Source organism: Dietzia aurantiaca (assembly GCF_021033825.1).
GTDB lineage: Bacteria > Actinomycetota > Actinomycetes > Mycobacteriales > Mycobacteriaceae > Dietzia > Dietzia aurantiaca.
Map to the genome: position 1 here is coordinate 117,176 of NZ_JAIFXZ010000010.1, position 16,194 is coordinate 133,369.

The window sequence follows — 16,194 nt, forward strand, 5'->3', positions numbered from 1 at the left end:
CGGCGCGCGGCGGTAACATCGTCGGTCATGCCCGACAACTCTTCCGACACCGGGCGCGCGAGCACCGTCGACTACGCGGCGCTCCCCGGCCCGGGCGGGCACAGGTCGCTCATCCCGCCCGTCGACGCGCGCTGGTGGACTCTCAAGGTCGCACTCTCCCAGCGGCCCTGGAGCTTCCTCGCCTCCGGGGCGATGGCCGTGGCGTTCGTCTGCAACGGCATCACCCCGGTGGTCGTGGGCCGCGCCGTGGACGACGCCGTGGCGACCGCGTCGCTGGCCGGCCTGTGGTTCTGGATCGGCATGCTTGCGTGTGTGTTCGCGGTGGCGATCGCCGCGAACTGGACCGCACGTTTCATGCTCGTGCGCAGCCAGCAACTGGTGAGCCATGACCTGCGCACGCTGGTGACCGACCGCATCCAGGACCCGCGCGGGTTCGCCGGACGGGAGCGCACGCCCGGCGGGCTGCTGTCCATCGCCTCCTCGGACACCACCCGGGTCGGCGACATCGTGATGATGACCGTCATGCCGGCGGCCGAGCTCGCCGCCATCGTCTACGGCGCGGCAGTGATGTTCACCATCAACCCGTGGCTGAGCCTGGCCACGCTCGTCGGCGGACCACTGCTGGCCGTCGTGGCGCTCCGCGTAGCGCGGCCGCTGCAGACGCGGTCGGTCGCCCGGCAGCAGGCGATCGCCGAGGCCGCCGCCACCGCCACCGACGTGGTGCAGGGCCTACGCATCCTCAAGGGGCTGGGTGCGATCGTGACCGTCCGGGGGCGCTACGACGCGGTGTCCGACTCCGCATACTCCAAGACCGTTCATGCCAACGGCGCCGAAGCCCGACTCAACGGGGCCACCGACGCCGCGGGCGCGCTGTTCGTCTCCAGCCTCGGTCTGGGGGCCGGCATTCTCGCGCTGGGCGAGCACATCACCGTCGGCGAACTGATCACCGTGGTGGGCCTGACGCAATTCCTCGTCGTCCCCATGACAATGTTCGGTCGCAACCTCGCCTCGAGGTGGGCCTCGGCGGAGGCATCGGGCCAGCGGATCCGTGAGGTCCTCGGTGCGGGATTCGAGCGTCCCTCGGAGATCGAGAGCGGACGCGCCGATCACATTATCGGCGCCCTGCCCACGGGCATCACCGTCGTCCACGGCTCGAACCCCGCCCTGGTGCACGACCTCGAGGCCCTGCCCCGCACCCGCGTGATCGTCGCCCCACACGCCGCGGACCTGTTCGACGGAACCGTCTCCGACAACGTCCACCCGGACCGGTCCCGGGCCGTGCAGGCGCTCCACTTCGCCGCCTGCGACGACATTCCCGAGGGCCCCGACAAACGCGTGGGCGAGAACGGCCGCATGCTGTCCGGTGGTCAGCGCCAGCGGGTCGCCCTGGCGCGCGCCCTGGCCGCCGCCTCCGAGGTGCTGGTGCTGCAGGACCCGACCACCGCGGTCGACTCGGTGACCGAGCAGACGATCGCCGACCAGGTTGCCCGGCATCGCGCGGAGGCGATCACGCTCGTGTTCAGCGAAGCGCCGGCCTGGAGCGCCGTAGCGACGACGCACATCACCACGGATGACCTGACCGGGCTCGTCGGCGCCCTGACGGAGGTCGCCCGATGAGTATCACGAACGTTCCGGCTCCCCCGGCCAAGGGCGACACCGCCCTGCGATTCCCGCTGGCGACCGCCGGTCAGGTCCGCCGTGAGATGGGGGCCCAGCTCCGCCGTGTCAGGCACGCTCGTCCGGCGCTGCTGGCCGCGCTGATCCTCCTCAGCCTCGGAGCCTGGGCCACCGTCACGGTGCCCCGGGTGATGGGCCAGATCGTGGACCTGGTCACCGGCGCGTCATCCCGACCGTTCTGGCAACTCGGGGCCGTCCTCTTCGGCGCGGCGGTCGCCGGTGCGGTACTCAGCGCCTGCGGCTTCTACCTGGTCTCGCGGGTCGCCGAACGGGTGATCGCCAACCTGCGTCAGGACATGGTCGGCACCGCACTCGGCCTCCCCACCCACCGCGTCGAGGACGCCGGCTCCGGCGACCTCGTCAGCCGTTCCACGGACGACGTCTCCGAGCTGTCGTCCGCGGTGACCGAGACCATCCCGATCCTCACCAGCTCGGTGTTCACGTTGGCGGCAACGGTGATCGCGCTGTTCACGCTGGACTGGCAGTTCATCCTCATCCCGGTGGTGGTCGCGCCCGTCTACGTCCTGGCCGCCCGCTTGTACCTCCGGAAGGCACCGGGACGCTACGCCGAGGAACGGGCGGCGATGGCCGACCGCGCCCACCGCGTCCTCGAGGCCATCCGGGGCCGGGCCACCGTGCGCGCGTTCTCGATGGAGGAGCGCATGCATGACGAGATCGCGAACGCCTCCTGGAGCGTGGTCACCAAGGGCATCCGGGCGCGCACCACGATGCTCATCCTCAACGTGTGGATGCTCGTCGCCGAGTTCCTCATGCTCTCGATCGCGCTTCTCCTGGGATACCACCTCGTCGGGGCCGGGGCGCTCACCGTCGGCGCGCTCACCGGAGCGGTGCTCATGATCATCCGCCTGCGCGGGCCGTTGAATATGGTCATGCGGGTGCTCGATGTGGTCCAGTCCGGGTACGCCTCGCTGTCCCGCATCGTCGGCGTCGTGGCCGACCCGCCGGTCCCGCTCCCCGATGTCGGGGTCGGCGCCCCGATCGGCAGGGTGGAACTCCGCGGTGTCAGCTTCAGCTACGGCGGGCAGTGGGCGGTCCGGGACATCGACTTCGCCGTCGAACCCGGAACGACCGTGGCGATCGTCGGCGCCTCCGGGGCGGGCAAGACGACCGTCGCCGCGCTTCTCGCCGGGCTGCTCGTCCCCGACGAGGGCCAGGTCCTGGTCGACGGCTATCCGGTCTCGACACTGTCCGACCGCGAGCGGATCGCGCGCCTGGCCACCGTCAGCCAGGAGGTCCACGTGTTCTCCGGAACCCTCCGCCAGGACCTCACCCTGGCCAGGACCGAGGCGGGCGACGACGAGCTGCTCACCGCCCTGGACCGCGTCCACGCCAGGGGGTGGTACGACCGGTTGTCCGATGGTCTCGACACCGTCGTCGGCGCCCGCGGGATCCAGCTCGACCCGGTGGCCGCCCAGCAGGTCGCCCTGGCCCGGGTTCTCCTTCTCGACCCGGCGATCGTCGTGATGGACGAGGCCACCGCGGAGGCCGGTTCGGCCGGCGCCGGGGCCCTCGAGGACGCCGCGGACGAGGTGACCCGTGACAGGTCTGCGGTGGTGGTCGCCCACCGCCTCGACCAGGCCTCGCGGGCCGACCGGATCCTCGTCATGGATTCCGGACGTATCGTCGAGGCCGGCACGCACGACCAACTCCTCGCCCGGGACGGCATCTATCACCGTCTGTGGGGCGCGTGGTCTGCCGGCCGCCGCGCTGCGCACTCCCGGGACGCGCCCCCGCCGTCCACCACGACGGCACCGTCGACGACGCGCACCGACGCCGGACGACGAATCGATCCAGGCTAATCAGCAGCCGCCCACATCGCGGCCGTTCGCATGCACAGGGGCGGGAAATCAGACACATACGGGGTGGCCGCTCGACGTTTCGACGCACGCGGGCGTGGAGTAGACCACACTGGACGGGGTACCGAGACGACCGCGACCAACAGCGAAGTCGACCGAGTCCTCCGGGTCGCCGGGTGGCGTCTGCCACAACGTCGCGATACGGGGGATGATGGTGCCGCGAGATGACGACGTTCCACAAGAACAAGATCAGCACAAAACGAAAGAGTCGATACCTATGACCGATGGCAGACAGACGATCATCTACACCCTCACGGATGAGGCCCCCCGGCTGGCGACCGAGGCGTTCCTGCCCGTCGTCAGCACCTTCGCCGATGCCGCCGGAATCGATGTCACCACCAGCGACATCTCGGTGGCCGCGCGCATCCTCGGTGCGTTCCCCGAGCGCCTCACCGACGAGCAGAAGGTGCAGGACAACCTGGCCGAGCTCGGTCGTCTGACCCAGGACCCGGGCACCAACATCATCAAGCTGCCCAACATCAGTGCCTCCGTCCCGCAGCTCACCAACGCGATCGCGGAGCTGCAGTCGCAGGGTTACGACATTCCCGACTTCCCGTGGGATCCGCAGACCGACGAGGAGAAGGAGACCGCCGAGCGGTACGCCGGCATCCTCGGTAGCGCGGTCAACCCGGTTCTTCGTCAGGGCAACTCCGACCGTCGCGCGCCGAAGGCCGTCAAGGAGTACGCCAAGGCCAACCCGCACTCCATGGGCAAGTGGTCGATGGCGTCGCAGACCCACGTCGCGCACATGACGCACGGCGACTTCTACGCCGGCGAGAAGTCGATCATCCTCGACCGCGACTGCGACGCCCGCATGGAGGTCGTGACGCCGGACGGCGAGACCCACGTCCTCAAGACCGTGCCGCTGGAAAAGGGCGAGGTCGTGGACTCCATGTTCATGAGCAAGAAGGCGCTGCTGGAGTTCTACGAGGAGCAGCTCAACGACGCCAGGGAGACCGGCGTCATGTTCTCGCTGCACGTCAAGGCGACCATGATGAAGGTCAGCCATCCGATCGTGTTCGGCCACGCCGTCCGCGTGTTCTACAAGGACGCGTTCGCCAAGTACGGCGAGCTGTTCGACGAGCTCGGCATCAACGTCAACAACGGCATGGGCGACCTCTACGCCAAGATCGACACCCTTCCGTCGGCGAAGAAGGAGGAGATCATCGAGGAGCTGCATCGCTGCCACGAGCAGCGGCCGGAGCTCGCCATGGTCGACTCGGCCCGCGGCATCTCCAACTTCCACTCCCCCTCGGACGTCATCGTGGACGCCTCCATGCCCGCGATGATCCGCATCGGCGGCAAGATGTACGGCGCCGACGGCCGCAAGAAGGACACCAAGGCGGTCATCCCGGAGTCCACCTTCGCGCGGATCTACCAGGAGATCATCAACTTCTGTAAGACCAACGGCGCGTTCGACCCCACCACCATGGGTAGCGTGCCGAATGTCGGTCTCATGGCCCAGAAGGCCGAGGAGTACGGCAGCCACGACAAGACCTTCGAGGTGGAGACCGGCGGCGTGGCCAACATCGTCGACGCGGCCACCGGAGAGGTCCTGCTCTCGCAGGACGTCGAGGCCGGCGACATCTGGCGCATGTGCACGGTCAAGGACGCGCCGATCCGCGACTGGGTCAAGCTCGCCGTGGACCGCGCCCGCGCCTCCGACACGCCCGCCGTCTTCTGGCTCGACCCGTACCGGCCGCACGAGAACAACCTGATCACGCTGGTCAACAAGTACCTCCAGGATCACGACACCGAGGGCCTGGACATCCAGATCATGTCCCAGGTGCGTGCCATGCGGTACACCCTCGAGCGCGCCATGCGTGGACTGGACACCATCTCGGTGACCGGCAACATCCTGCGCGACTACCTCACGGATCTGTTCCCGATCCTCGAGTTGGGCACCAGCGCCAAGATGCTGTCCATCGTGCCGCTCATGGCCGGTGGCGGCCTGTACGAGACGGGTGCCGGCGGTTCGGCCCCGAAGCACGTGCAGCAGCTGGTGGAGGAGAACCACCTGCGCTGGGACTCGCTCGGAGAGTTCCTCGCGCTCGGTGCGAGCCTCGACGACCTGGGCCGCAAGACCGACAACCCCAAGGCCACCATCCTTGCCAAGGCCCTCGACACCGCGACCGGCAAGCTGCTGGAGAACCGCAAGTCGCCCTCACGCGTGACCGGTGAGCTGGACAATCGCGGCAGTCAGTTCTGGCTCGCGTTGTACTGGGCGCAGGAGCTGGCGGCACAGACCGAGGACGCCGAGCTCGCAGCCCGGTTCGCCCCGCTCGCCGAGAAGCTCACCGCCGACAAGGACACGATCCTCGAGGAGCTGACGGTCGTCCAGGGCAACGCGGTCGACCTCGGCGGCTACTACCAGCCCGACACCGAGAAGCTGAAGTCTGCGATGCGTCCGAGCAAGACGCTCAACGACCACCTCGACAGCGCCTTCGCCTGATCTCCCGCTGAACCCGCACCACCTCACCGCGCCCCCGCCGGAGTGATCCGACGGGGGCGCGGTGTTGCGGGATAGGGATTACGACGACAACGACGACGACACTGATTTGTCAATCGCCGAACGCTGAGCTCAGGCACCGCATCGCAGCCAGGGTCTTGGGCACGCCGATGTACGGCATGAGGTGCACGAAACACTCGGCGACCTCTTCCTTACTCATCCCGGCCACCTCGACCGCGGTCCGGATGTGTCCGGTCAGCTGGGGCTCGGTGCCGCCCATCGCCGCCAGGGCCGCCATGTTGAGCATCTGACGATCGCGCAACTCGATCCCCGGCCGCTGGTAGGTGCCGCCGAACACCGCGCCCACCACCCAATCGGAGGCGCCCGGGGCGAACTCGTCCAACTGTTGCTTCCAGGCGGCGGCGCCCTCGGGCGACTGCGTCTCCTCGACGAACTGGTTGCCCTTGTCCATACTCAAATCCACGGGTGTCCTCCTCGACGATCAGAAAGTGCCTGGTCAGGCTAGCAGTCTTCCTACACTGCGGCGGGCGCTGAGCGAGCTGGGCCGAGCTGTCGGAGCGCTGTGCCATAGTTCAGTTCCGCGCACCGGGTCCGGTCTTACAACGGACTGCGCCATCAAGCCGAGGAGAGGCCATGCCCCCACCCCAGCCCGATCTCGACTCCGACCTGTGCTGGCGTCAGCTGCTCGCCGCGGTGCAACTGCTTCATGAGCGTGGGTGAGCTCGAGATTCTGCCCTCCACGACTGTGGACCAGGTTGCGGACGAGATCCTCCGCGAAGTCGGCTCTCTCACGGGGGCCGGCTACGTCAACGACCGGGAGTACTGCGGTTGGTTCGCCGGGATGCGCCGACAGGCGGAAGCCCTCGGCTCGCCGCCTTCCGCTTTCGATGAGTTCCACAACGGGTGGCGGTGCGGAGCATTCGATATCACTCCACCTCCCGGATGGGAGGCAGCACAATGGTCCAACGCGTGAAAGGTGCCGGCATGGCGAGAACGCTGGTGATACTCGGCGCAGCACTCCTGGCCGGGGGCTGCGCGGCCGGGCAGACCGGTGATCAGCGCGAACAGCCCACCAGCCAGATCCCGAGTTCGTCCGCAAGTTCCACCGTCACCACGACCGTCATCGCGGCCTCCCCCTCGCGGAGCGACTTGACCAGCGTGGACCCGGACGCCTTTGCCGCGCCGCGCAGTCCGGGCGTCTATGCGTGGAACTTCTCCACGGGCGGCCGGCAAGTGGGACTGTGCGTTTCCGCAGGAGATGCGGTGGCCTGCACCGGGAAACCAGGCTCGGATATACCGGATCTGACCGAGCACTTTCCCGGCCGTCCCGGCGCCGTCGAACTCGGCGTAGCAGGTCTGCGCTATACGTTTGTCGAGGGCGTGCCGCCGGTGTCCGCTCGGCTCGAGACCGGTCAGGCTGTAGAGATCGGCACTGTGCGGTGCGCCATGCCTGACGCGGCCACGCTCGAGTGTGGCTCCGGCGGCAACTCGTTCACGATCAGCGGACCCGGCCGGGTCATCACCACCTCGGGTGCCGTACTCACCGAGCGCGATACCTCGAACCACCCGGGCCCGGAATCCACGGGCGCTTCGTCGGCCATCCCTGCACCGGCGGCACCCGCCGGCCAGCCGCGGGAATTCATCGGGGCCACGGGTCTGGTCAGCGGGGTTCGCACGTCCTCCGGTCGCCTGGTGACCGCCTCCGTCCCGCCGTGTGACGGCAGGGGGATCCTCATCCTCGACTCGTTCGTCGAGACACCCCAGCCGCAGGCGGGTATCGCGGCGCTTCTGGACCGCCACCCGGGAGCTGAGTTCGCCACCCCGGGCCAGTGTCCGTCACTGCGCGCCGGTGTCGACGGAGCGCGCGTCTACCCGATCTATGTGGACTACGGGCACGACACCGCGGAACTGTGCCGCGATAAGGCGGCCCGCGGCGGCAATGCGAGGTTGCTCACCACGTCGACGGAGTACATCGATCCGTGCTGATGCCGCCGGTAGCCGCCGCCCGCGCGGCTAGATCCCCTTGTTGAGCAGCCGCACCCATTTGCCGGGCATAGGCGCCGCCACCACTAGCTCCGTGCCATCGGGCAGGGGAATCACCATCTTCGCGGCGTGCAGGTGGAGGCCCCTGCCACCCCGCTCCTCCACCAGCGCGTTGAAGCGCAGGTCACCGTAGCGGTCATCTCCGGCGATCGGGTGCCCGGCATGCTGGAGATGGACGCGGATCTGGTGCTTCCGCCCGGTGAGCAGCCGGACGTCCACGAGCGTGGCCCGGTTCCCCACCCTCCGGCGGACCTCGACATGCGTCTCGGCGCGCTGCCCGTTCGGGTGCACCACCACTTCGGCGGCCCGCCGCTGCAGCGGCGCGTCCAACACCGTGACGTCCTCGGACCAGCGACCTGAGACGATCGCCAGGTAGTGTCGTTCGATCTCGTCCTCACGGTCGCGGAGCATCTCGTGCAGATGGCGGAGCATCGAGTGGGTCTTGGCCAGGACGAGCACCCCGGAGGTGTCCCGGTCCAACCTGTGCGCGAGTTCGAGTTCGGGCGGGCCGGGTCGCAGGTGCCGGAGGGTCTCGATCACACCGGCGGGAACGTCTGTCCCCCTGTGCACCGCCATTCCGGCTGGTTTGTCCACGACCAACAGGTCGGCGTCCTCGTGGAGAACGGACCTACGCATCTGTTCCAGAAGTGCTGAGGGCGGCCTCGGTGAGACGGTGGCAGGGGTCTCCACATCGAGGGCGGGCACCTCGATCACGTCGCCTTTGACGAGGCGGTAGTTCTGTTCGGTCCTGCGGCCGTTGACCCGGAGTCTGCCCTGGCGCAGCAGCTGGAACAGCAGGCCTGCCGGCACGCCCTTGAGGTGGGATCGCAGGAACTTGTCGAGCCTGCGGCCCGCGTGCTCGTCGTCGACGGTGATGGCGGCGGCCGGGCGCAAAACCATCGACTTCTCAGACACGGATACCGACGCAGGCCTCGGCGACTTCTTCCGGTGGGCCGGAAGCGGCCGCCCCGACGACCGGATCCGGTTGCGACCGACTTTCCCACCGGCCCCTGTGTGCGGGCGACGCCCTGCAGATCTCCCCGCACCGGAAACGGACCCTTTGGCAGACACTCAGACTCCACGTGACACGAACAGCGACCGGACCTTGACCCCTGAACTCCACCACACTCCTGCACGACCGGCCACTCGGTGTGCCCCGGGGCACGCACCAGGAACGGGCGCAGGAAGCGCCGGTCAGCCCAGAGAGGCGTGGTTCAGTGTGCTCAACTGCTCGTTGACGTCAGAGAACGTGGCGGTCACGTCCGTGATCCCGAACCCGGCGAGTCGCTCGGTGTGCATCCTGACGTAGGCCTCGGCGTTCTCGCGGGTCTCGAAGAGATAAATGCCCCCGGAGAGGTCGGCCGACTGGTCTTCGATCCAGACCTTCCAGATGAATCCCGGCTCCTCGTTGATCGACTCCGCGAGCCCGAGGAACGCCTCCGCCATCTCCGCACCCCAGGGCCCCTGCATGGGGAAGTTAACCTGTACCACCACAGCCATCATCGACCTCCTGGTTTGCACCCGAACCTCAAGGTTACGCGTTGTGGATGAATCACCGATCCTCCCAGACCTGCCGCCAGTACCCGGCGAGTGAGTCGACGGTCTCGTGCGCGTTCAAGCCGCTCGGTTGGGGAACGACCCAGAGCGCGACCCCGTTCGGCCAGCCCCGGATCGCCGACGTGTCCTGCGGTCCCGTCGTCGCCCGCGGCTGCGCGAAGGAGATCCGGTAGGCGGTGATTCCCGCGACCGCCACGAGGTCGGGCCGTAGGTCGCCGACCCGCGAGATCAGTCTCTCCCCTCCGGCGCGGAGCTCCTCGCGGCTGAGCTCGTCCGCTCTGGCGGTGGCACGACCCACCAGGTTGGTCACGCCGATGCCCCGCGACGTGAGCTGACGCTCGTCCGCGGCCGAGAGTCCGGTCGAGGCATCCACGAGATGATCGGTCAGGCCCGCTCGGTGAAGAGAGGGCCAGAAGCGATTTCCCGGCCGGGCGAAAGGCGCGTTGACCGCCGCGGTCCACAGGCCCGGGTTGATCCCCGCGATGAGCAATCGGAGCCGCGCGGGGGCGGCGGGCAGTACATCGTCCATCGCGTGCGGATCGTCTGTGGCGAAGCGTGCCAGGTCCTCGCGCCCAGGCCTGCCCCCGCCCATCGGAGAGGGGCGTCGTGGGACACCGGACGATGCTGCAGGTTCCGTCACGGGTGCGCAGCCTACTCGGCCGGGTGGCGACTGTCTGCCCGGCCGAGCGGCCGGCGGTCCAATCAGGGCTTGAGGACGTACTTCAGGGTTTCCACCACCTGGTCGGTGGTCGTGCACCACGCCTGGGCTTCGGCGTCGACCTCCTTGAGTGGATGCACGATATCCACGTCGTGGAGGGTCACGTAGGGCTTACCGAGGGCCGCACAGTAGCCGGCGTCGAATGCCGCATTCCACTGCTTGTACTTGTCGCCGAACCGCACCACGACCAGATCGCTCTGCTCGATCAACGTACGGGTACGGATGGCGTTGACCTTGGCGGACTGGTGGTCACGCCAGAACTGGCTACCGGTCTCGCCCAGGTGATCTCCGGCGGCGTCGCTGGCCGGGTGGTCGGTGACCGGGGCGGTGAACACGACGTCCAGCCCGGCGGCCTCTGCGCCGCGTCGGATCTCGTCGCGCCACTCGGTGTGGATCTCGCCGGAGAGGTAGACGGAAAAACTCATATACTCAGACTCCTATATGGGAGTGACGTCGGTTCTGGCCACTGCCTCTGGACGTCACTTGTATTGGACGCTAGCCGCTGACCTGCACTCGATCGAATCGAGGCCCGTCAGCCGATCGTGTAGGTGAATCCCCGCCCGGACTCCACCAGTCCGTCGAGGAACCGTTGTGCCCGGCCCAGGAAGTGGGCAACGCCTGCGGCCTCCCCAGCGTCGCGATCATGGTAGTTGGCGCGCGATGTCAGGTAGTACTGGATGAAGTCGGCTTCGCTGACGGTGCCCAGATCCTCAGCGATCAGTGGCACTTCCTCCGGCGGTATCGCTCGCACCCAAGGACGCCATGAATAGTCCTCGAGCATCGTCACTCGTCCTTCAAACATCCGGTACGAAGGGCGAGCTTGATCATCCGGCCACGCTGGCCCTGTCATGTCCTGGAAGGCCGGCCACAGTTTGTCGAGGTAGAGCATCTCCTCTGTCGGAGGTCCCTGCTCGAAGTTTGTCGTTCCCGCGGTGAAGCCATGCGGGAGGCCGAGCGCGTCGGCGAGCGGATCCACACTGACGAAGTGGTGTGGATGCTTGAGCGCGGCGTTCGTGTTGTCCGAGTCGAAGGCGTATGCGTAATACCTGATTCCCATTCATCCAGCATCGGCGGATCGCCACGCGACAGACACCCCCGGATGCCGATCTGTGGGCAACTTTCCCGGCCCGCGCTCCCCTGTGGAATGTGCGACTGCCACGGTCGGTCTCCGGTATTAGTGTCCGTTCGGCCGGCAGCAGTCCGGGCGACGGTAGGCGTGATCGATCTTCGACTGCCACCTGCGACCGGCGGGAACCGCGGGAACCGCGGGAACCGCGGGAACCGCGGGAACCGCGGGAACCGCGGGAACCGCGGGAACCGCGGGACAATAGAACTATGGACGATCTGCTCATCCCTCTCGGCCCGGGTGCGCCTCACGGCCTCCGGGTGCCAGCAAATGAACTCGTCGAGCTGTTCTCCCGTTCCTCCGGCCCCGGCGGGCAGGGCGTCAACACCACCGATTCACGGGTCCAGCTCAGCCTCGATCTGGCCACCACCTCCGCCCTCGACGACGCGCAGCGATCTCGGGCGCTGCGCAATCTCCAGGCCCGGCTCGACGGCACCACGCTGACCATCGCGGCCTCCGAGGAACGCTCCCAGAGGCGCAACCGGGCGGCGGCCCGTTCCCGCCTCTCTGAACTGCTGCGCGACGCCGTCGCCCCGGCCGTCCCGCGGCGCCCGACGCGCCCGACCAGGGGGTCACAGCGTCGCCGCCTGGAGGCGAAGACCCGACGCGGCGCGATCAAGGCGAACCGGCGTCGGCCCGATTCGGATTAAACCGCCGACGCCGCCAGCCACCTGCACACCGTTGGTTCATACGACGACGAGGTGATCACCACCGTCGGGAACTGCGGCGTTCACGGCGAATCGATCAGCTCGATTCCGTAGTCTGCGACGACAGCCCGCACCTCGGCGAGGTAGCGCTGCGCCTGCCCGGTGAGCGGGATCCCGGAGTGGCTGATCCAGCCGATCTCGATGCTCTCGTCCACCTCGAGCGGGATGGCGACGATCTCCGGGTCGAGGTCGTCACTGATGATGCCGGTCGAGATCGTGTAGCCGTCGAGTCCGATCATGAGGTTGAAGATGGTCGCGCGGTCGGAGACCCGGATCTCCCGCTTGCTCGACAGGGTCGAGAGGATCTCCTCGGCGAAGTAGAACGAGTTGTTCGCACCCTGATCGAAGGTGAGCCGCGGCAGGTCGGCCAGATCGTCGAGTGTGACGCGGTCCCGGGAGGCCAGCGGGTTCTGCCGGGAGATGAAGATGTGCGGAACCGCGGCGAAGAGCGAGTGGAAGACCAGCCCGGAATCCCGAAGGAGTTTGTCGATGACCTTGCGGTTGAAGTCGTTCCGGTAGAGAACGCCCACCTCACTGCGGAGCGTCCGGACGTCCTCGATGATGTCCCAGGTCCGGGTTTCGCGAAGCGAAAACTCGTACTGTTCCGCGTCGCCGGACCGCACCATCCGGATGAACGCCTCGACCACGAAGGAGTAGTGCTGCGCCGACACCCCGAGCAGACGGCGGGACGGCGGCTGACCAAGGTAGCGCTGCTCCAGGAGCGACATCTGTTCGACGACCTGCCGGGCATAGCCGAGGAACTCCGCACCCTCGTCGGTCAGCGTCACCCCCCGGGCAGAACGAACGAGGAGGGTGCGCCCCACTCGGGATTCAAGGTCCTTCATCGCGGCAGACATGGTCGGCTGGGCGACGTACAGCAACTCCGCAGCGCCGGTGATCGAACCCTCCGCGGCGACCTCGATGAAGTAGTGCAGCTGCTGGAGTGTGATACCTCTGGATTCCCGGCGCATAGCTACAGCCTATAGAGATCCATAGCAAACGCTAGTTACCCGATATCTGAACTGGGACTGCAGGATGGGGATACAGAATTTCCGTAGCGCCGAGCCCGGCCGACCAAGCCCTGAATTGGACGTACATGTCGAACGAACTCACGTTCAGCATCACCACCACCCGCTTCGACGAGAACTACTCGCCGTCGGAGAGCTCTCGGGCCACCACGAACTTCGCCAACCTGGCCCGGGGCGAGCACCGGCAGCAGAATCTCCGCCGAACCCTGTCGATGATCAACAACCGATTCAACGACCTCGCACGCCGGGAAAATCCGACCGGGGACCGCTTTTCGGTCGACCTCGAGATCGTTTCAGCGGACCTACAGTTCCATACGGCCGATGCCAATCACCGGTTCCCGCTGATCGAGGTGCTGGATATCCAGATCGTCGACCACCGGACCGGGCACCGCCTGCCGGGGATCGTGGGCAACAATTTCTCGTCCTACGTCCGCGACTACGACTTCAGCGTTCGGCTGCCGGCGGTCAACAAGGGAAGCTCCGAGTTCACTGTGCCCAGCGACTTCGGTGTCCTGCACGGCAAGCTGTTTCAGCACTTTCTCGACTCCGCGGCGTTCGGGGAACGATTCGAGGTGGATCCCGTGATCTGCATCAGCGTGTCGACGAGCAGGACCTATCGCCGGACCGGTAACCAGCACCCGGTCCTCGGCGTCGAGTACCAGCAGGACGACTACTCGTTGACCGACGAGTACTTCCACAAGATGGGTCTCCAGGTCAGGTACTTCATGCCACCCGGCGGGGTCGCCCCGCTCGCGTTCTATTTCCGCGGCGACCTGTTCAGCGACTACTCGGACCTGCAGCTCATCGGCACGATCAGCGTCATGGAGACGTTCCAGAAGATCTACCGGCCGGAGATCTACAACGCGCACTCGGCCGCAGCTGACGTCTACCGGCCGTCCTTGGATCAACAGGACTACTCGCGTACCCCGATTGTCTACGACCGCGACGAGCGCAGTCAGCTCGCGAAAAAGCAGGGTGCGTACACGGAAGAACACTTCATCAAGCCGCACCGAGAACTCCTCGAGCAGTGGGCCTCCCGCAACCCCGTTCTCGTCGGATGACCACCGGAGGAAAGTCGACCATGAACCGAACCCTGCCCACGTCCACCGTCGGCAGCCTGCCCAAGCCCTCGTGGCTAGCCCAGCCTGAAGTCCTCTGGTCGCCCTGGCGGTTACAGGGCGACGAGTTGATCGAGGGCAAACAGGATGCACTTCGCATCGCGGCCCACGAACAGAGCAACCGCGGCATCGACATCGTCAGCGACGGCGAGCAGACCCGTCAGCACTTCGTGACGACCTTCATCGAGCATCTCGACGGCGTCGACTTCGAGCAACGCGAGACCGTCCGGATCCGCAACCGCTACGACGCGAGCGTGCCCACAGTGATCGGCGACGTGAGCCGCTCAAAGCCCGTGTTCGTCGACGACGCGAGGTTCCTCCGGCAGCAGACGGATAAGCCGATCAAGTGGGCGCTCCCCGGCCCCATGACGATGATCGACACGCTCTACGACGGCCACTACAAGAGCCGAGAGAAGTTGGCGTGGGAGTTCGCGACGATCCTCAACCAGGAGGCCCGCGATCTCGAGGCCGCGGGGGTCGACATCATCCAGTTCGACGAGCCCGCGTTCAACGTCTACTTCGACGAGATGAAGGACTGGGGCGTGGCGGCACTGGAACGAGCAGCCGAGGGACTACGCGCGGAGACCGCGGTACACATCTGCTACGGCTACGGGATCAAGGCCAACACCGACTGGAAGGCCTCCCTCGGGTCGGAATGGCGACAGTATGAGGAGTCGTTTCCCCTCCTGCAGCAATCCAGCATCGACATCATCTCGCTGGAGTGCCACAACTCTCGTGTCCCGATTGACCTCGTCGAGCTCGTCCGGGGCAAGAAGGTCATGCTCGGGGCGATCGACGTGGCAGACGAGCGGGTCGAGACCCCGCAGGAAGTCGCCGTCACTCTCCGGCGGGCACTCGAGTTCGTCGACGCGGACAAACTCCTGCCGAGCACGAACTGCGGGATGGCGCCCTTCCCCCGGGACATCGCGCTCGCGAAGTTGAGCGCGCTCAGCGCGGGAGCACACATCGTTCGCGAGGAGATTTCTGCCGCGTCCCTGACCGAGGCAGTGAGGTAGCTAGGGTTCAGTCATCCGAGAGGAAGGCACGAGACATGGCGACGATCGTCGATCACGATTCCTACATCCGCACCGCGCCCGAGAAGTTCCGCCCACTTCTCAACCACCTGCGGACCCTGCTACGCGAGGCCCTCCCGGACGCAGACGAGATTATCGGATACAAGATGCCTGGATACAGGCTCGACGGCAAGATCGTGGCGAGCTACGCGGCCTTCAGCAAGCAGGTCGGACTGTACTTTCCTGCCCTCGTCATAACCGAACACGCAGAGGCGATAGCGGCAGCGGGCTTCAAGTCCACCAAGACCGGCATCACGTTCACACCGCGTGAGCCACTCCCGGACGACCTCGTGACACTGCTCGCGCGTTCATCACGTCAGCTGGACTGAACCGCGGGCGATTTCACGGGTTTGTCAGTGGTCCCTTGACGTCGTACCGGACCACCACGAAGTCACGGTTCCGCTCGCACCCCTTGAGCTCGAGATCAAAGGCACCACCGAACAACGGCTTTCCCGAACCGAGGGTCACGGGCGCGATCGAGACCACCACCTCGTCGAGCATCCCGGCCCCGGCGAATTCGGCCGCGATGCCACCACCTCCCATCACCCACACATCGCGGCCGCCGGCCGCGGATTCAAGAGACCCGCGATAATCCGCAGGGGCCCCGGCGACGAAGGAGACATGCTCGTTCGCCGCCTCCAGACTGCGGTGGGTGAACACGAAGGTGGGGATCTCCGGCAGCCACTCACGGTCGTGCTCGAGCACCCACATATACGTGGACGAGCCCATGACCTGACGTTCTCGGCGCATCGGCCCGACAAGTCTCACGCTGGATGTTGGCGTAGGCCAGCATAGACATC

General features: G+C 66.8%; 17 protein-coding genes. 9 read left to right on the top strand and 8 right to left on the bottom strand.

What is annotated here, in order from left to right:
* Window positions 1–27: 27 nt before the first annotated feature.
* From K3888_RS11855 to K3888_RS11865, 3 genes are all read left to right on the top strand, one after another.
* Window positions 28–1,617 carry an ABC transporter transmembrane domain-containing protein gene (locus tag K3888_RS11855; protein WP_372459567.1) on the top strand — a complete coding sequence of 530 codons (1,590 nt, stop codon included), beginning with the start codon at window positions 28–30 and terminating at the stop codon, window positions 1,615–1,617.
* A 44-nt stretch (window positions 1,618–1,661) separates the two neighbouring features.
* Window positions 1,662–3,497 carry an ABC transporter ATP-binding protein gene (locus tag K3888_RS11860; RefSeq protein WP_372459570.1) on the top strand — a complete coding sequence of 612 codons (1,836 nt, stop codon included), beginning with the start codon at window positions 1,662–1,664 and terminating at the stop codon, window positions 3,495–3,497.
* Window positions 3,498–3,771: 274 nt separating this feature from the next.
* Window positions 3,772–6,006 (top strand): NADP-dependent isocitrate dehydrogenase, encoded by a 2,235-nt coding sequence (locus tag K3888_RS11865; RefSeq protein ID WP_230930470.1) that lies wholly within the window; start codon window positions 3,772–3,774, stop codon window positions 6,004–6,006.
* Window positions 6,007–6,115: 109 nt separating this feature from the next.
* Here K3888_RS11865 and K3888_RS11870 read toward each other — a convergent pair whose 3' ends face one another.
* On the bottom strand, window positions 6,116–6,487 hold the full coding sequence (locus tag K3888_RS11870) for a carboxymuconolactone decarboxylase family protein (RefSeq protein ID WP_230930471.1): 372 nt from the start codon (window positions 6,485–6,487) through the stop codon (window positions 6,116–6,118).
* A 243-nt stretch (window positions 6,488–6,730) separates the two neighbouring features.
* On the opposite strand from K3888_RS11870, the gene K3888_RS11875 reads away from it, so the two are divergent.
* Together K3888_RS11875 and K3888_RS11880 are read left to right on the top strand one after the other, a co-directional pair.
* Window positions 6,731–6,997 carry a hypothetical protein gene (locus tag K3888_RS11875; RefSeq protein WP_230930472.1) on the top strand — a complete coding sequence of 89 codons (267 nt, stop codon included), beginning with the start codon at window positions 6,731–6,733 and terminating at the stop codon, window positions 6,995–6,997.
* Between the two features lie 11 nt (window positions 6,998–7,008).
* Entirely contained in the window at window positions 7,009–8,010 is a 1,002-nt protein-coding gene (locus K3888_RS11880; protein ID WP_230930473.1) for a hypothetical protein, read from the top strand.
* Between the two features lie 27 nt (window positions 8,011–8,037).
* Here the strand turns inward: K3888_RS11880 and K3888_RS11885 are convergent, their stop codons facing one another.
* The 5 genes from K3888_RS11885 to K3888_RS11905 all read right to left on the bottom strand — a co-directional run bounded on the left by K3888_RS11885 (window position 8,038) and on the right by K3888_RS11905 (window position 11,399).
* Window positions 8,038–8,967: an RluA family pseudouridine synthase gene (locus K3888_RS11885; protein WP_230930474.1), complete on the bottom strand. Its 930-nt coding sequence runs from the start codon at window positions 8,965–8,967 to the stop codon at window positions 8,038–8,040.
* 294 nt (window positions 8,968–9,261) lie between these two features.
* Window positions 9,262–9,567 (bottom strand): monooxygenase, encoded by a 306-nt coding sequence (locus K3888_RS11890; protein WP_230930475.1) that lies wholly within the window; start codon window positions 9,565–9,567, stop codon window positions 9,262–9,264.
* A 52-nt stretch (window positions 9,568–9,619) separates the two neighbouring features.
* On the bottom strand, window positions 9,620–10,216 hold the full coding sequence (locus K3888_RS11895) for a mismatch-specific DNA-glycosylase (RefSeq protein ID WP_230930492.1): 597 nt from the start codon (window positions 10,214–10,216) through the stop codon (window positions 9,620–9,622).
* A gap of 110 nt (window positions 10,217–10,326) precedes the next feature.
* Complete coding sequence (locus tag K3888_RS11900; protein WP_230930476.1) at window positions 10,327–10,767, bottom strand: YtoQ family protein; 441 nt, start codon at window positions 10,765–10,767, stop codon at window positions 10,327–10,329.
* A gap of 107 nt (window positions 10,768–10,874) precedes the next feature.
* Window positions 10,875–11,399, bottom strand: coding sequence for a DUF1877 domain-containing protein (locus tag K3888_RS11905; RefSeq protein WP_230930477.1), 525 nt, complete (start codon window positions 11,397–11,399; stop codon window positions 10,875–10,877).
* Window positions 11,400–11,677: 278 nt separating this feature from the next.
* Here K3888_RS11905 and arfB point away from each other — a divergent pair, with 278 nt between their 5' ends.
* Complete coding sequence (arfB, locus tag K3888_RS11910) at window positions 11,678–12,118, top strand: alternative ribosome rescue aminoacyl-tRNA hydrolase ArfB (protein WP_230930478.1); 441 nt, start codon at window positions 11,678–11,680, stop codon at window positions 12,116–12,118.
* A gap of 80 nt (window positions 12,119–12,198) precedes the next feature.
* Here arfB and K3888_RS11915 read toward each other — a convergent pair whose 3' ends face one another.
* Window positions 12,199–13,146: a LysR family transcriptional regulator gene (locus K3888_RS11915; protein WP_230930479.1), complete on the bottom strand. Its 948-nt coding sequence runs from the start codon at window positions 13,144–13,146 to the stop codon at window positions 12,199–12,201.
* Between the two features lie 125 nt (window positions 13,147–13,271).
* Here K3888_RS11915 and K3888_RS11920 point away from each other — a divergent pair, with 125 nt between their 5' ends.
* Genes K3888_RS11920 through K3888_RS11930 form a run of 3 tightly spaced genes read left to right on the top strand, consistent with a single transcriptional unit; the run spans window position 13,272 to window position 15,723 of the window.
* Window positions 13,272–14,264, top strand: a complete 993-nt coding sequence (locus tag K3888_RS11920) for a putative oxygenase MesX (RefSeq protein ID WP_230930480.1) — start codon at window positions 13,272–13,274, stop codon at window positions 14,262–14,264.
* Between the two features lie 20 nt (window positions 14,265–14,284).
* On the top strand, window positions 14,285–15,337 hold the full coding sequence (locus tag K3888_RS11925; protein WP_230930481.1) for a methionine synthase: 1,053 nt from the start codon (window positions 14,285–14,287) through the stop codon (window positions 15,335–15,337).
* A 35-nt stretch (window positions 15,338–15,372) separates the two neighbouring features.
* A complete protein-coding gene (locus K3888_RS11930) occupies window positions 15,373–15,723 on the top strand; it encodes an iron chaperone (RefSeq protein ID WP_230930482.1) in 351 nt (116 codons plus the stop codon).
* A 13-nt stretch (window positions 15,724–15,736) separates the two neighbouring features.
* Here the strand turns inward: K3888_RS11930 and K3888_RS11935 are convergent, their stop codons facing one another.
* A complete protein-coding gene (locus K3888_RS11935; RefSeq protein ID WP_230930483.1) occupies window positions 15,737–16,144 on the bottom strand; it encodes a dihydrofolate reductase family protein in 408 nt (135 codons plus the stop codon).
* Window positions 16,145–16,194: the final 50 nt, after the last annotated feature.

Bases quoted from the DNA above. Each gene is read 5' to 3' on its own strand.
- K3888_RS11855 (WP_372459567.1), top strand. From the start codon at position 28: ATGCCCGACAACTCTTCCGACACCGGGCGCGCGAGCACCGTCGACTAC.
- K3888_RS11865 (WP_230930470.1), top strand. From the start codon at position 3,772: ATGACCGATGGCAGACAGACGATCATCTACACCCTCACGGATGAGGCC.
- K3888_RS11875 (WP_230930472.1), top strand. From the start codon at position 6,731: ATGAGCGTGGGTGAGCTCGAGATTCTGCCCTCCACGACTGTGGACCAG.
- K3888_RS11880 (WP_230930473.1), top strand. From the start codon at position 7,009: ATGGCGAGAACGCTGGTGATACTCGGCGCAGCACTCCTGGCCGGGGGC.
- K3888_RS11885 (WP_230930474.1), bottom strand. From the start codon at position 8,967: ATGGTTTTGCGCCCGGCCGCCGCCATCACCGTCGACGACGAGCACGCG.
- K3888_RS11890 (WP_230930475.1), bottom strand. From the start codon at position 9,567: ATGGCTGTGGTGGTACAGGTTAACTTCCCCATGCAGGGGCCCTGGGGT.
- K3888_RS11895 (WP_230930492.1), bottom strand. From the start codon at position 10,216: ATGGGCGGGGGCAGGCCTGGGCGCGAGGACCTGGCACGCTTCGCCACA.
- K3888_RS11900 (WP_230930476.1), bottom strand. From the start codon at position 10,767: ATGAGTTTTTCCGTCTACCTCTCCGGCGAGATCCACACCGAGTGGCGC.
- K3888_RS11905 (WP_230930477.1), bottom strand. From the start codon at position 11,399: ATGGGAATCAGGTATTACGCATACGCCTTCGACTCGGACAACACGAAC.
- arfB (WP_230930478.1), top strand. From the start codon at position 11,678: ATGGACGATCTGCTCATCCCTCTCGGCCCGGGTGCGCCTCACGGCCTC.
- K3888_RS11915 (WP_230930479.1), bottom strand. From the start codon at position 13,146: ATGCGCCGGGAATCCAGAGGTATCACACTCCAGCAGCTGCACTACTTC.
- K3888_RS11920 (WP_230930480.1), top strand. From the start codon at position 13,272: ATGTCGAACGAACTCACGTTCAGCATCACCACCACCCGCTTCGACGAG.
- K3888_RS11925 (WP_230930481.1), top strand. From the start codon at position 14,285: ATGAACCGAACCCTGCCCACGTCCACCGTCGGCAGCCTGCCCAAGCCC.
- K3888_RS11930 (WP_230930482.1), top strand. From the start codon at position 15,373: ATGGCGACGATCGTCGATCACGATTCCTACATCCGCACCGCGCCCGAG.
- K3888_RS11935 (WP_230930483.1), bottom strand. From the start codon at position 16,144: ATGCGCCGAGAACGTCAGGTCATGGGCTCGTCCACGTATATGTGGGTG.